Annotated in this window: 9 protein-coding genes; 7 read left to right on the plus strand and 2 right to left on the minus strand. The window is 32.5% G+C overall.

Going from position 1 to position 16,244, the window contains the following annotated elements; translation table 11 throughout:
• Nucleotides 1-35 precede the first annotated feature (35 nt).
• Nucleotides 36-3,518 carry a basic secretory protein-like protein gene (locus C1X07_RS20880; RefSeq protein ID WP_103071987.1) on the minus strand — a complete coding sequence of 1,161 codons (3,483 nt, stop codon included), beginning with the start codon at nucleotides 3,516-3,518 and terminating at the stop codon, nucleotides 36-38.
• A 511-nt stretch (nucleotides 3,519-4,029) separates the two neighbouring features.
• Nucleotides 4,030-6,279 (minus strand): S9 family peptidase, encoded by a 2,250-nt coding sequence (locus tag C1X07_RS20885; protein ID WP_103071988.1) that lies wholly within the window; start codon nucleotides 6,277-6,279, stop codon nucleotides 4,030-4,032.
• A gap of 812 nt (nucleotides 6,280-7,091) precedes the next feature.
• On the opposite strand from C1X07_RS20885, the gene C1X07_RS20890 reads away from it, so the two are divergent.
• From C1X07_RS20890 to C1X07_RS20920, 7 genes are all read left to right on the plus strand, one after another.
• The gene (locus C1X07_RS20890) at nucleotides 7,092-7,601 is read left to right on the plus strand and encodes a UpxY family transcription antiterminator (RefSeq protein WP_103071989.1); all 510 of its coding nucleotides are present in this window, start codon (nucleotides 7,092-7,094) and stop codon (nucleotides 7,599-7,601) included.
• A 42-nt stretch (nucleotides 7,602-7,643) separates the two neighbouring features.
• The gene (gene sbnA, locus C1X07_RS20895) at nucleotides 7,644-8,630 is read left to right on the plus strand and encodes a 2,3-diaminopropionate biosynthesis protein SbnA (RefSeq protein ID WP_103071990.1); all 987 of its coding nucleotides are present in this window, start codon (nucleotides 7,644-7,646) and stop codon (nucleotides 8,628-8,630) included.
• A 30-nt stretch (nucleotides 8,631-8,660) separates the two neighbouring features.
• Nucleotides 8,661-9,632: a 2,3-diaminopropionate biosynthesis protein SbnB gene (gene sbnB / locus C1X07_RS20900; RefSeq protein ID WP_103071991.1), complete on the plus strand. Its 972-nt coding sequence runs from the start codon at nucleotides 8,661-8,663 to the stop codon at nucleotides 9,630-9,632.
• 180 nt (nucleotides 9,633-9,812) lie between these two features.
• A complete protein-coding gene (locus C1X07_RS20905) occupies nucleotides 9,813-10,805 on the plus strand; it encodes a TauD/TfdA family dioxygenase (protein ID WP_103071992.1) in 993 nt (330 codons plus the stop codon).
• A gap of 81 nt (nucleotides 10,806-10,886) precedes the next feature.
• Nucleotides 10,887-11,720, plus strand: a complete 834-nt coding sequence (locus C1X07_RS20910) for a phytanoyl-CoA dioxygenase family protein (RefSeq protein ID WP_103071993.1) — start codon at nucleotides 10,887-10,889, stop codon at nucleotides 11,718-11,720.
• Between the two features lie 39 nt (nucleotides 11,721-11,759).
• On the plus strand, nucleotides 11,760-13,688 hold the full coding sequence (locus C1X07_RS20915; protein ID WP_128755345.1) for a cyclic peptide export ABC transporter: 1,929 nt from the start codon (nucleotides 11,760-11,762) through the stop codon (nucleotides 13,686-13,688).
• 54 nt (nucleotides 13,689-13,742) lie between these two features.
• Nucleotides 13,743-16,127, plus strand: a complete 2,385-nt coding sequence (locus C1X07_RS20920; protein ID WP_103071995.1) for an ABC transporter permease — start codon at nucleotides 13,743-13,745, stop codon at nucleotides 16,125-16,127.
• Nucleotides 16,128-16,244: the final 117 nt, after the last annotated feature.

Below are 16,244 nucleotides of genomic sequence, written 5' to 3' on the forward strand. Positions count from 1 at the left end.
ATATTCCAGACAGTTTTTGCTTAACTAACTATGTTTTACTCTTTTATAAATCGCTTCGTATAGCTGTTTTTACCATCTTTAATTCTTAGTACGTAAATACCTTTTTCTAAGTTATTTGTATTGATATTATTTTTAACTTGACCATTTAGAACTGTCTTGCCTAATAAATCAATTATTCTATAAGTAGCATCATCCAGTGGAGTGCTAAATTGAAGATTAAGAATGTCGTTAACCGGGTTTGGATAAATTTGAATTTGGTTTTCAATAGTTGGGGCTTTAGTGTTAAGTTTTACACCTCCACAGGCGCCTAAGTTAACCCATCCTGAGGTAGTTAGTTCAAATAAATACCCTTGATAAACAACCTTATCTCCATTTTGATAAGTTTGAGAGCCATTATAGGAAGGGATTCCTTCACAAGGATCTCCATTGCCGCCATTACCGTCGCCACAGTCAAGGCTCCAGGGATAGTCTCCATCATAATCCAGATTGTTTCCGGCATTAATAAAGCTCACATACTCGTCCCAGAGACTCTGAACTCCTTTGTTAAGTATTGAGTTAAATGCGTTGTCAAAAGACCATGAAGTTCCTAAGTCTTTGGCAGCTTTATTGAATTTGTAGATAAAGTTTTTATCATGTTTTTGTGATACATAATGTAAAAAGAAACCTGTTGTGGTATATCCTGAAAGCCATTTTCTTGAGTCGTTTACATTTGGGTTTCTTGTTTGATGAAAGCCGGCATGTATTCGTACTGCATCTGCAATTCCTTCGGTATATGCCCAAAAAGGAGAGGATCCATCATAAGTACCACCTACTATTGGAGAGATGTTGTACCCATGGGTTACTTCATGAAATAAGATTCCATCGATTTCATCTTTTACGACTTGTGGGTTATTTCCAGAGTCTCTATAGATTTTCCCCAAATGTTGTGTGCTTACTTCTATTGTCATTTGATCTCCACTACCAAATTTATGGGCTACGAAATCTTCATTTTTCAAGTTGAATTTTAATAATCTAAATCTTGGAGCATTTGCAGAGTTACGATATAAGACTTTAGCCACATCGAGGCAGCGTTGTTTCATATAACTTTCTGCATTAGGTATTACCTGATTAAATGCTGTAGAACCAATAGTCGTCCCGTCGTAATCAGTAAATTCTACACTTGGAGTAAGAAAATTATTACCCCAATCGCAATTACCACCACCTCCAGTAGAAGAGACGGTAATATATCCAGATTTAGTTTCGGTATTTGATCCATTATTGTTTGTGGCAGTTAATGACACGGCATATGTTCCTGGCTGATTATAAGTTACAACAGGATTTGTTTGTGTACTGGTAGAGGGACTACCTCCATTAAAAGTCCAGCTATATGAAGTTGCATCTGTAGAGGTATTAGTGAATGATACAGATTGTCCTTCTTGTATGGATGTTGTGCTGGCACTAAAATTAGGGGTTGGGAGTTCGTTCCCGCCAGAGTTTCCTTCAGTTCCTAAAAGTTCTAGTTCTGCTATTTGTAGGATAGAACCACTATTATTATCCATGCTTAGTCTAAAATATTGGTACGCCGTTGTAGATTGTACAGAGAACGTTCTTTTTTGGTGCCTGTTAGGGAAATCCTGATTAGATTTTTGATCAATATTTTGCCAAGAGTTTCCGTTGTTGGATCCTTGTAAAGTCCAGTTTTTGGGATCCCTGTTAGGTGCATCATTTGCAGAAGTTATAGTATAAGAAGACAGGGTGTAAGCTTTTGTTGCTCTATATTGTATCCATGCAGAGGCATTAAAGGTTAAAAACTTCGAATTAGGATTGTCATCAACTAGTTTAGAGATGTTTTCACCAGACGGAGAATCATTATATTGGTCAGAGATAGTTCCTCCATCATTTGTAACATCTACAATTGCACCTCCTCCTGTAGAAGATACAGTAATATATCCAGATTTAGTTTCGGTCTTTGATCCGTTACTGTTTGTAGCGGTTAATGATACCGTATAGTTTCCAGGTTGATTGTAAGTTATTACCGGGTTTGTTTGCGTACTGGTAGAGGGACTACCTCCAGTAAATGTCCAGCTATATGAAGTTGCATCTGTAGAGGTATTAGTGAATGATACAGATTGTCCTTCTTGTATAGATGTTGTGCTGGTACTAAAATTAGGGGTTGGGAGTTGGTTCCCGCCAGAGTTTCCTTCTGTTCCCATAAGTTCTAGTTCTGCCATCTGTAGAATTGATCCACTGTTGTTATCTATGGTAAGTCTAAAGTACTGGTATGCTGTTGTGGATTGTACAGAAAACGTTCTTTTTTGATGCCTGTTAGGGAAATCCTGATTAGATTTTTGATCAATGTTTTGCCATGAATTCCCGTTGTTAGACCCTTGTAGTGTCCAGTTTTTTGGATCTCTATTAGGTGCATCATTAGCAGAAGTTATGGTGTATGAAGACAAGGTGTAGGCTTTTGTGGCTTGATATTGTACCCATGCAGAAGCATTGAAAGTTAAAAACTTCGAATTAGGATTATCATCAACTAGCTTAGAGATATTTTCACCAGATGGAGAGTCATTGTATTGATCAGAGATCGCTCCTCCGTCATTTGTAATATCTACAGTTCCACCACCGCCATTACCGTCACCGCAGTCAAGACTCCAAGGGTAGTCTCCATCATAATCGAGTTTGTTTCCTCCATTAATATAGCTTACATATTCATTCCATACACTCTCAACTCCTTTATTAAGTATTGCGTTAAATGCGTTGTCAAAAGACCATGAGCTTCCTAAGTCTTTGGCTGCTTTATTGAATTTGTAGATAAAGTTTTTATCATGTTTTTGTGAAACATAATGTAAAAAGAAGCCCGTTGTGGTATATCCCGAAAGCCATTTTCTCGAGTCATTTACATTTGGGTTTCTTGTTTGGTGAAATCCGGAATGTATTCGTACTGCATCTGCAATTCCTTCGGTATACGCCCAAAAAGGAGAGGACCCATCATAAGTACCACCTGCTATTGGAGAAATATTGTACCCATGAGTCACTTCATGAAATAAAATACCATCGATTTCATCTTTGATGACTTGAGAGTTATTCCCAGAGTCTTGATATATTTTGGTAAGATGTTCAGAACTCACAGCAATCCCTATGGCATCCCCGTTACCATATTTATAGGCAACAAAGCTATTCCCTGAAGGGTCTTTGGCTCTGATTTCGAATTTTAACTCTCTAAACCTAGGCGCATCAGAGGATCTTCTATATAATATTTTGGCTACATCCAGACAACGTTGTTGCATATGACTTTCTGGATTTGTAATTACTTGATTAAATATTTGAGATCCTACAGAGGATTGGTCTGTGTTGGTGAAAATTATGGTTGGTGTAAGAAAACTGTTACCCCAGGAACAATCTTGATTGATCTCGGTAATAGGAAAGAAGGATTCACTGTGTGTGTTAAAGGTCGTTTTTCTAGCACTTATGTTAAGTGTGCATACAATAGTTGTTACCATGCTTATCCAAAGCATGAGTTTTTGATGTTTCTTCATTGTTAAGTTTGTGTTTTTATCGGCAAATATTTTGATCAAAACGCCGATGTATTAGTTGGAATAAAATTACGTTATCAAGATATATTTTCATTTTTTTTACTTGATTTTAGTGAATTTTATGTTTTTTGATAAAGTTTATAGTCTTTTTTACTTTTTGAAGAATCTGTATTAGTTTGACAAAGTGTTTTTTATGCTGAAATTTTAACAGTTTAATAATATTTTGTTGATGTTCTATTGAAGCAGTACCGTGATTATAGAAAAATAAGGAGTTGGTGCTAGTATTATAATAGAGTTTTGCACCTAATAGAGTTATTGTTGTGACTTACGATCGTGTATTGCTGCACATTCTAAGCGTAAATGGGATATGTCTATATAAGGAAGAAAAGGTGTGGGTTACGACTGAAAAAAGTATTACTTGCTTATTTTCTCAAACAAGATACTTTATATCTTATAAAAATAAGATGAAAGTATATATGTAATGATTTAGGAACGCTAATATTAGTACAATACTTTATTTGCGATTGGTAGGTAAATTTGTTTTAAGGTACTTGGTTAATGTTTCTCTTAAGTGCCTAGATGTGTTTTCTTCTTCATATATTCCATGAGATCGGTTTGGGTAGGATACCATAGAAAATATTTTGTTATGACGAATAAGCTCGTTAATTAGCACTTCTATACTTTGGTAATGAACATTATCATCTCCCGTACCATGTATTAACAATAAATCACCCTTAAGGTTTTTGGCAAAATTAACAGGAGATCCTTTTGCATAGCTTTCAGGCATTAATTGAGGTATCCCTGAGTAGCGTTCTTGGTAGATATTGTCATATAACCTTTGATCTGATACTGGTGCAACGGCCATTCCCATTTTATAAATTTCAGGATATCTAAATAAAGCGTTAAGTGTCATAGAACCTCCACCACTCCATCCCCAGATACCAATACGATTAGCATCTATAAAATCAAACATTTTTAATATTTCTTTTACGCCTTTAGCTTGATCAGAAGAAGAAAGAACGCCAATTTGCCCATATACGCATTTTCTCCACTTTCTTCCTTTAGGGGCAGGTGTACCTCGATTATCAATACTCATTATTATATATCCTTGTTGAGATAACATAGTATGCCATAAATAGTTATTGCCGCCCCAGGAATCCAAAACCGTTTGAGACCATGGTTCACCGTAAACATGAAATAAAACAGGGTATTTTTTTGTGGAATCAAACCCAGGAGGTTTTATCATATACGCGTCTAATGAAGTACCGTCATCTAGCGTTATCTGAAAAAACTCTTGTGGGTTGCTATCGATAGTTTCTATTTGTTTTTTTAATTTTTCGTTAGAAACTAAAGTTTTAATTACTTTATGATCTGGTAATGTAATAATATCTGTAATAGGAGGAAGACCTGATCTCGAATAGGTGTGTTGTGCATACTTTCCATTCGGTGCTATATCATAGGTATGTGTTCCGGGCTGATTTTTTGGTGATAACCTTTCTGCTATTCCTTTGATGTTAAGCTTTGTTCTGTATAAGTATCTTTGTGTGGCGTTTTCTGGGCTTGATATATAATATAACCACCCATTTTTTTCATCGGTTAAAACAACATTAATCATATCTGAATTGGTAGGTGTTATTTGTGTTTCTTTGCCATTTTTGATATGGTAGACAGCCCTCCAACCACTTTTTTCACTTACCCATGTAAATGTATTTTGATCATCAAGATATTGAAAATCATCAACTACGTCTAGCCATGCGGTTTCTTTATCTTCATGGATAACTCTAGTACTACCGTCTGCAACATTGCAGAGCGTTACTTTATTATGATTTTGAGCTCTGTTAAGATGTTGTATCAGCAATGATTTAGAATCTGGCTTCCAGATTGCTCTAGGAATATATTGATTGTTGGCATCTCCTGATAGTTTCATCCATGTAGTATTTCCTCCTAAGGAGTTGACTACTCCAATTTTTGCTTCAGAAGGTTTTTCTCCTGCTTTAGGATACTGTACCGGTATAGTGTAAGAATATATGGAGTCTGTATTATTAATCATAAGAAAATTCTTTATGAAACTAGCATCTATTCTCCAATATGCTATCTTACTGCCGTCAGGAGACCATTTGAATCCATCTCTGCATGAAAACTCTTCTTCATATGCCCAATCAAAAGTTCCATTAATAATTTTACTTGTTCCATCAGTTGTTAACGGTGTTATTTTGTTGTCAACAAGAGATTCTATATAGATATTATGTTCTCTTACATATCCTACTTTATTTCCGTTTGGAGAAAACTTTGCAAACATTAAGGACGAAGGTTTTGCTTTTGCACCACCTAGCTTACTTAGCTTTTTGGTTTTTAGATTTAGCACCCAATAATCCCCTTTAGTATTATATCGCCAAACCCTTGATGAGTTTGTAAACAACAAAACTTTAGTTTTGTCATTAGACCAACTATAATCTTCTATTTGCAAAGGAGCATCTTTTCCTTTAGGAATCATCCATGTGGCAGGTATTAGGATACTTTGCGTATCTGTTTTTATATCAGTTCTGAGAATGTCATAATACCCTTCGTTTTCAAAAGAAGGTATCAAGGTAGTGTAAGAATTACCATCTTCAAACCATTTTAGTGTTTTTGACCGTTCTAATGAAAATGTGTTTTTACTGAAGATTTGTGCTAACGTAAGATTTGATTGTTGTGCAGATAGAGGATTTAGGAATAGCACAATCAAAATTATAAAATATACTTTTTCGATAGTATTTTTTAGCATGAATAAGAATTTTAATTTATAACTTACTATTAAGAACATAACTATTCATTAACTTTCAGATTAAACTCGGGAAAGGGAGTCAATTATGTTTTTAGAAAACAATGCTTGAGTAAAAATAGCAACCCAATTAAATAGTAATGAATTAAAGAGGGTGTTGATCTAAAGAAATGTTTCTCTAAGTGATTTCCCAAAGATATCGCACGTTAGTACTTCTTTTTTGTAAGAATTTAGCTAAATCTAATACTATATTACCTTGTTTCTAATGATTTACTTTATAAGCGGGAAAAAATATTGCTATATCTTCTTAAGGTTATATTAAATTCTTGGAGAGTAGCAGTAGATGTTTTTACAAGGTTATTGATTTTCATTGTTCTACATGAGGCTAGACAATTTTTTGTTTGATACATAGATTATTCAGAGAATATTTATTTTATGAGATAAGGTTACTTTATGCAAGAATAGAAGGTTCGCTATGCTTTAAGTATAAAAATTTAATTAAAAACCTAATTAGAATTCATAAATAAAATAAAAAACCTTTTGTGTAAACATCTTGTTTTTAAGGTGTTATGTTTGGTTTTTTTAAATAAGTAATAAAATTGTGGTTTTTCCGTATTTGACTTAAGTAAAAATATAGTTAGATTTGGTTTAATAATATCTTACCCCCCCCAACAAACAATCTGTTAATATTGTTTGATTATGCATTTTGTTTTTCTTTTAATCGTAGAACTTTTGTGACAAGAGGTAGCGAAGCTATGTTCAAAGCTTATCAAGAGACTAATTTTTAGATTTATTTTTTACTTCAATAATTACCTATGCTAAAAACTCTTAAAACCGGTTGGCATGTACTTTATGTAAGATCTCGTCATGAAAAAAAAGTCCATAGTCTTTTAGAAGAAAACCAACTCGAGTCTTTTTTGCCAATGATAAGGACTATTAGCCAATGGACAGACAGACAGAAAATTATCTTAAAACCTTTATTCCCTTCTTACGTTTTTGTTAAAATTAACTCTATTAAAGATTTTAATAAAGCTTTAACGATAAATGGAGTTTGCTCTTATGTTCGTTGTGGAGGAGAATATGCAAAATTGAAGGATGAAGAAATAAATAATATAAGACTTGTAGTTGATGTAGAAGATATTACTGATCTGGAGATGAATACTCAAAATTATGAAGCAGGGGAGGTTAAAAAAATATTTTGTGGACCGCTAATTGGTTTAGAATGCGAAATTCTAAAATATAAAAACCGACATAAAATATTAGTACGGATTGATTCTATCCCTCAGAATATTACTGCAACTATACCCTCACATTACCTTCAGTAAGCACTTAAGCCTATCTATTAAATTAGTATACAAACATTACTTATGATAAATAATATCCTAAATAAAGTAGGAAATACTCCATTGATATCTCTTAAAATGGGAAATGAACCTAATTTGAATGTCTTTTCAAAGTTAGAATTCTATAACCCCACTGGTAGTGTTAAAGATAGAGCTGCTTGTTATATCCTTAACCGCCTGTTAAATGAGAAAATAATCGATAGTGATACTACTATTATAGAGTCATCTTCGGGTAATTTTGGAGTAGCATTATCTGCGTATGCAAAACTAAAAGGGTTAAAATTCATTTGTGTTATTGATAAAACCACTTTGCCAGTAAACGAGATGTTAATACGACAACAGGGAGCCAAAGTAATTTGCATAACAGAACCTGATCAATATGGAGGATATCTGATGAATAGGTTAAAAAAAGTAAATGAAATTGTAAATAGTACCGAAAATATTTACTGGATAAATCAGTATGGAAACCCATTAAATGCCCAGGCTTACTATAACTCATTAGGGAAAGAAATTTGTTTAGAAATACCTAGACAAAAATTAGATTATTTATTTATGGGGGTGAGCTCTGGTGGAACCATTACCGGAGTATCACAAAAAGTAAAAGAGAAACATCCTAATGCCAAAATTATAGCAGTTGATGTAGAAGGATCTGTAATATTTGGCGGCAAACCCCGCAAACGATTTATTCCTGGTATAGGTTCGAGCTTAAGACCTTCAATTCTGGAAAGCGCATCTATAGATAACACAGTAGTAGTAACCGAACAAGAGACTATAAACTCTTGTAGAGAATTGCTCGAAAAACACAACTTATATGCAGGAGGATCATCTGGATCTGTTCACGCAGCAGTAAAAAAATATTTTAACAACAGCAAGTTAGAGAAACCCACGAATGTAATGTGTGTTTTTGCAGATAGAGGTGAAAGGTATATAACTACGATATACAATGATGACTGGTGTAAGATGATAAAAAATTATAGCGCCGGAGTTATGCCTACGACGGTACCAGTATAAAGCACAATTAATAAAACATAATAATAAAAAATGATCTATTTAAACGATAAGGATATAAAAAAGCTGAATATAGATTGGAATCGCAATATTCAGGTAATTGATCAAGCTACCCGATGTATCGAATCTAATGATATGGCTCAACCCATAAAACCATACTTGCGTTATGGAAATTCTAAAAATAGAATTATTGCCATGCCTGCATTTGTTGGGGGAGACATAAATATGTCTGGTATCAAATGGATAGCAAGTTTTCCTAACAATATTCAAAAAGGAATACCCCGAGCACATAGCGTTATCATATTGAATGAAGCAGAAACAGGTATGCCCATTGGTATTGTGAATAGCGGTTCAATTTCTGCAATTCGAACAGCTTCGGTTAGTGGGCTAATGATCAAAAAATTTATGGAGGAACGAAAACTCAAAAAAATTAAGCTTGGTATTGTTGGTTTTGGTCCAATCGGGCAATGCCATTTGGATATGTGTACCGAATTACTAGGTGATGCTATCGAAAATGTTATGCTATATGATTTGAATGAAGTTAATACCGAACTAATAAATAATCAAATTAAAGAGAAAATAACCATCGTAAAAGATTGGGATCAGGCCTATGCAGATGCGGATATATTTATAACCTGCACAGTTTCAAAAGATCGATACATTGATAAGAAACCAAAAGCAGGATCCTTACATTTAAATGTTTCATTACGTGATTATAAAACAGATATATTTCCGTGGTTTTCAAAATCAATTATAGTAGACGACTGGGAGGAAGTGTGTAGAGAAAACACAGATATAGAGATGTTTCATAAAACTAACGGATTACAAAAGAAAGATGTTACCCTAATTCAGGATGTTCTAACCAAAGATTACTTATCCACTCTGACCGAAGATCAACCAGTAATGTTTAATCCAATGGGAATGGCTGTTTTTGATATTGCAATGGCTACTCATTATTTTCAGTTAGCTAAAGAAGAAAATGAAGGCGTTTTACTTGATCAATAAAGTAAATACTCCAGAATTTATTTACCTAAACCAAAGCGTATATTCAAGAAATTCAAGAGTACACCAAGTAATAGAGATCTTGATCTCTATAAAAATAAAATCAATATCAATAGCTTAGACCCGCTTTTTACTATTTAGTCTCTTTTATAAAGATTTTAATATTACAAAAATACTTAACTCATGGAAACTTCTATCAAATCAAAACCTAATGACATATTTCAATTTGGCAAGAGTATTGTAACTAAACTTCCCTCAAAAGCATTTCCTTTTACAATAACCCCTGAAAAGGAAATCGATGTGTTACAATGGGCAGAAAAATATAAAGATCAACTCAATAATATACTTCTTGAACATGGAGCCATTTTATTAAGAGGCTTCAAAATTGAAGGACCACAAAAATTTAACGAATTATTTTCGGTTATTTCTGGTGAAGCAATAGAATATAGTAACAGAACTTCTCCAAGAGAACAGGTGTATAATAATGTATATACATCTACAAGTCATCCCAGTGATCAGACAATTTATATGCATACTGAGAATTCATATTCTAATGTTTTTAATAGAGTGATAGCTTTTTATTGTCTGGTTCCTCCATTAGAAGGAGGTGAAACACCTATTGCTGATGAAAGAAGGTTACTAGCAAGTTTAACAGAAGAAACTGTTGCCAAGTTTAAGGAAAAAGGTATCCAATATGTTCGAAATACAATTCCAGGAATAGGGTTAGACTGGAGGACAATTTACCAAACTAATGATAGAAGTAAAGTAAATGAAATTCTCGACGCCAATGGACATGATTATACCTGGATTGATGAGGATCATTTGAGGATTAAATGGAGTTTGCCTGCTTTTCAAACACATCCTGTGACAGGAGAAAAAGTATGGTTTAATCACATGTATTTTGGACATAAAAGTCTTTATAACCCGTCAATCCTAGAATATTTTGAAGAAGAAGATTTACCATTTGTAACCTATTATGGAGATGGTCAAGAAATAGAGCAAAACGTAATCGATGAGTTTAAAACGTTCTATGACAAGAATTCTATAGTATTTAAATGGGAAAAGGATGACTTCTTGTTACTTGACAATATGTTTTTTTCTCATGGAAGACGTCCATTTGAAGGGGATAGAACTATTTTAACCACAATGAGCCAACCGTATCAAATGAAAGTTTGATTACAAGAATATACTGAATGATTCACCAACTTCACTTTTTTTAATCACCTGTAAAGTTCAATAAAAACTAAAAAAACTATTATGATAACACAACAGCAACAACAACAGCAAATTGATCAATATCACGATCAGGGATTTTTATTGATAGAAGATATTTTTACCAAAGAAGAAATCCATTTAATGAACAAAGAACTTCCTTCGATATTAGAAGATGATAGCCCTAGAAAAGTAAAAGAATCCAATGGTGAGATAAGATCATACTATGGTGCTCATCAAGTTAATGATATCTATAAAAGGCTATCAAGTAAGAAAAAACTTATTGATCCAGTTATGCAAATTCTGGAAAGTAAGGTATACATTCATCAGACTAAAATAAATTTTAAAAAAGCCTTGAGAGGAGAATGGTGGGAGTGGCATCAGGATTATCCATATTGGAAAATTGAAGATGGCATGACTTCCCCAAGGGTTATTTCAGTGATGATATACCTCGATGATGTTACAGAGTTTAATGGTCCGTTAATGGTTATTCCTGGGTCACATAAGTCAGGCATAGCTTCTTTCGATGATAAACAAAAATTTACATCAAACGTAGAAAAAGCAACATGGACTGGAGCAAATTTAAAATATACTATTGATAGGTCAATCCTAAAAAAGGGGTTCGAAGAAGATAATGTAATAAGTGTGCCTGGCAAAGCCGGATCAGCACTATTCTTTCATGGTAATATTTTTCATGCGTCAAATTGTAATATTTCTCCTTTCGATAGAAAAACCTATATCGTTACTTATAATAGTGTAAATAATGTTCTTGACAGAGTAGAAAAAGAACGACCAGAATACCTTTCTGAGCGAGATGTTACCCCAATCATACCTTTGGATGATACTACTTTTTATACTCAATTGGAAAATTCTATATAATAATCACTAGAGTTATTTAAATCTTCATTATACAACAAATTGGAAAATATAGTTAATTACGCATATTTAATTGGTGGAGTCTTTAGTTTGATAGGGATATCTTATCTGGTACTTGTGTCCATTCAATTTTTTAGAAACGAAAGAAAAATACAGTTCTCTGTACGTAGTTTTTTCACATACCTCATGGGATTTTTGGTGTTATTGCCAATTTTTGCTTGTCTATATATTCTTCCTATTACGTTTTATGATCAGGATTTTTGGTCTATAAAATCACAGGAATACATAATTATACAACAAACCATAATACTCCTAGCAATAATAATAGCTGGTTTTTATGCTTTGACCAAAGCCACAATTTTCTTTCCCCACAATAACAAATATTACAATGTTATTCCATCATTGCTTCTTTTGAGCTTGTTTCCTGGAGTTGCAAATTCTACAATTGTTATGATCATTACTAATTTTATTAATAGTGATACAGAAGCAAAATACCTTTTGTTTTTGTTTGCAATAAGCACCTATACCTATATAATGAGTACAAGGTTAAGCAAAAGAAAAGCTGCCTATTTGGGAGTTTTAGTAGCCGATGATTTGAATATGAGGATATTAGAAGATGTGTTTAAGTTCTCTTACATGAAATTTGAAAAAATTAAAAGTAGTAAGATATATACAATTCTAAATGATGATATAGGAATCATAATCAATTTTTCCAGAGATATAATTAGAATTTACACAGCGTTAGTTATGGTAATTGTTGTGATGGTATACTTATTTACTTTAAACCTAAAAAGTTCCTTGTTACTTTTAGGGATTACAATACTCATACTTGGTTTTCACTTTTTGGTATCCAGTAGATATAAAAAAGCTTTACATAATGCCAGAGGAGAACGAGAGAATTATATGAATTTAGTGATGGGATTGGCTAATGGTTTTAAGGAACTGGTTTTACATTGGGTTATACGCAAAGAATATAGAATGGACTTGCAAAAAGGAAGTTCTGATTACTACAATGCGGATCTCAAAGCAACACATATTAACATTAATAAAATACTCTTTTCAGACCTTTCTTTTATTATTGCCATAGGTACAACATGTTTGCTGTTTCCTCTGGTTTTTAACTTCGAAAAAGAACTGATAACATCTTATGTAATTGCTACCTTGTTTTTATGGTCTCCTTTTAACTCTATTATAAATGCGGTGCCACAAATATCTCAGGTACAGGTATCATGGAAAAGGATAAAGGAATTTCTTAACAATATATCCGACGGTAGTATTAGATATGACAATGATATTAAAGATTCTAAGATTGAAGTAGTTGAAGAACTAGTCGTTAAAAATATAGGTTTCGATTATAAAGGAAATAGTGAAGAAGAAACCACATATGGTATTGGTCCAATAAATTTTCAAGCTAATAGAGGTGATATTATTTTTATAATTGGAGGAAATGGTAGTGGTAAAACTACCTTTTTAAAAATTTTAATTGGTCTTTATAAATCTGATATTGGACAGATATTAATTAACGGAAAAGAGATAAACTCGAACATATTGGGAGAATATTTCTCTGTTATTTACAGTGATTTTTACTTGTTTAAGAAAATTTATGGTATAAAGAATAACAGGTTAGATCAGGTGTACGAATGGTTAAATACTCTTGGGTTGTCAAACAAAGTTAAAATAGAAGAAGGAGCATTTAGTACCTTAGAACTATCAAAAGGGCAGCGTAAACGTTTAGCTATTTTAAAATCCTACTTAGAAGATCGACCTATCTATTTCTTTGATGAGTGTGCTGCAGATTTGGATCCAGAGTTTAAAGATTTTTTCTACAACGAATTATTAATAAAAATGAGAGAAGAAGGCAAAATATTAATAATCATAACGCATGACGAAAAATATTTTGGTCTGGCAGACAAGACGTATAAAATGGAAATGGGAAAAATGTTGCAAATGGATCATGCATCTCTTGTATAATATTGCATTCCAAATAAATATATTTAGTAAATTTGATTTAAACCTAACAATGATATGTTAAAACGTAATTTTGTATTTGCAATACGTCGGCTTCTTAAAAATAAATGGTATTCGGCTATTAATATCTTTGGTCTTGCTATTGGATTATCCTCTGTCATATTAATGCTTTTTTATATTAATTATGAAAAAAGTTATGATGCATTTAATACAAATTATGATAGGTTATTTAGAGTAGAAAGAACCTCGATAAGTAAAATTCAAAAGGAAACATGGGATTCTGCTCCATATTCATTATCAAAAGAATTAATAAGTAATATTCCTGAGATAACGGATGCAGTAAACATCACACCAACATCTAATTATATAACCTTTAATGATGAAATGTATCATGAAAAGAAAGGACTGTATGCTGATGATACATTTTTGAAGCTATTTACTGTCAATTTGATTCAAGGAGATAAGTACAAATCATTAGAAAGTCCAATGAGTATATTACTTTCTCAATCATTGGTAAATAAAATTTCTTCTAATGGAAACATAATCGGAAAAACTGTTCGAATTGATAAGAAATATGATTGTATTGTTACTGGTGTTTTTGAAGATCACCCTGTTAATTCTCACTTAGAGATGGATTATATAATCTCGTATAATTCTCATAAGGCAATTACAGGCTATAAACCAGATGCAGGATTAAATATATTTAACTCTACTATTTATGTTTTGTTAGATAATCAAGCTAATACTGATGCTGTATCAAAAAAAGTAAAGAATTTTTTAACATCTCGTATTACTTTGAATGATGGAGTTCAGCAATTATTGAGTTTAAGACCTCTTAAGGATATATATATAAAAACCTCAAAAGTAAGAGGTGGAGGAGGAAAAAGAAGTGATGTTACGATTTTGTATCTTTTTCTGGCGGTAGTAATTTTTACAGCTTTGATTACAGCCTTAAACTATATAAATTCTACTACAGCTCAGGTTATGGATAGAGAGTTGGAGATAGGTATAAAAAAAGTACTTGGTATCCCTCAGGATCATCTGAGATATCAATTTATTATAGAATCATTAGTTACTGTGTTTATTGCATTTATTATTTCAATATTGTTAGTACTAGTAATACTTCCCTTCTTTAACTTGGTAGTTGATAAAGATTTATCGATTGTATTGAGCAGAGATTGGTTGTTTTTTGTAAATACTGCATTTGCAGTACTCTTATTGGGTGCTTTAGCAGGTCTGTATCCTGTTTTTTTTCTATCTTCTTTAAAGATCTCATCCTTTCTTCAAGGAAATGCATCTATTAAAAGGCGTGCAGTTTTAAGAAAATTTCTTGTAGCATTTCAATTAGCCGTTGTTATGCCTTTGATATTTATCTCAATTCTTATTATAGAACAAATAAGTTATATAGAGAAGAAGGATATTGGGTTTGTAAAAGAAGATTTATTAGTATCTCGGATTGAAACTTCTGATAATCAAGAGATGGAATATCTTAAAGTACTAAAAGATAGATTACTTCAAGATCCAAATGTGTTGGATTGTACTATTTCAGATTCCGCACCTTTTAATGGAAGTACCGGGCAAAAAAATGTTAACTGGGAAGGTGGTGATACTAATGATAAAGTCTTATTAAGAGCTCATGCTATCGATTATGATTTTTTGAATACTTATAAAATGTCATTGATAGAAGGAAGAAACTTTTCTAAAGAATATGCCACTGATATACAAAATTCATGTATTATTAATGAAACAACCCTAAGATTGTTCGGTTGGAAAAGTGCAGTAGGAAAAACTATTGACGATGGTAAATTAAAAGTAATAGGAGTCGTTAAAGATTTTAATGATTATACATTGTTTAAAAAAATTCCTCCAATGATATTGGTCATGGATAAAGGAGAGCATAGAAGCGCCTATGTAACCGTAAAGGTAGCATCAAATAATAGAGAAGAAACCAAGGTAATGGTAAATAATCTCTTTAATACAAACTTTCCTGAAACACCTTTGGAGTTTAGATTTTTAGAATCCGAATTTGACAGAAGTTTTCTCAATGCTCTTCGAGGAGTAACCAAAATTTTTATTTTCTTCTCTATTTTGGCAATCTTATTAGCGATTTTAGGATTATACAACCTAGTATCTTTTTCATTGAAAACTCAGAAAAAGATGATCGCAATACGAAAAGTGCTAGGAGCAAATATCAAAAGTCTTTTTCTACTATTATTAAAAGAATATTTGGTGCTTTTTGCAATATCTGTAATCATAGGGCTTTTGACTGTGTATTTAGTAGCCGGAAAAGCGATGAATGTATTTGCATATCATCAAGATGTTAAATTTATTTATTTAATAATTGCAGCTTTAATGGCATTATTTGTTGTTCTTATTTCAGTAAGTGGTAAAATATTATCAGCTTCAAAAGAGAACCCAATAGATTCAATTGCTTCAGAATAGCAGATTCAAACTTAGATTACATTTTACATATTATACAATTACAGGAACAAGCCATTACTTTGGCTAATAGATAGTTCTGGTATCTCTATTTCTTTTTTTTAATACGATAAAACTTAC

Origin of the sequence: Aquimarina sediminis (assembly GCF_002895435.1) — a bacterium.
Taxonomy (GTDB): Bacteria; Bacteroidota; Bacteroidia; order Flavobacteriales; family Flavobacteriaceae; genus Aquimarina; species Aquimarina sediminis.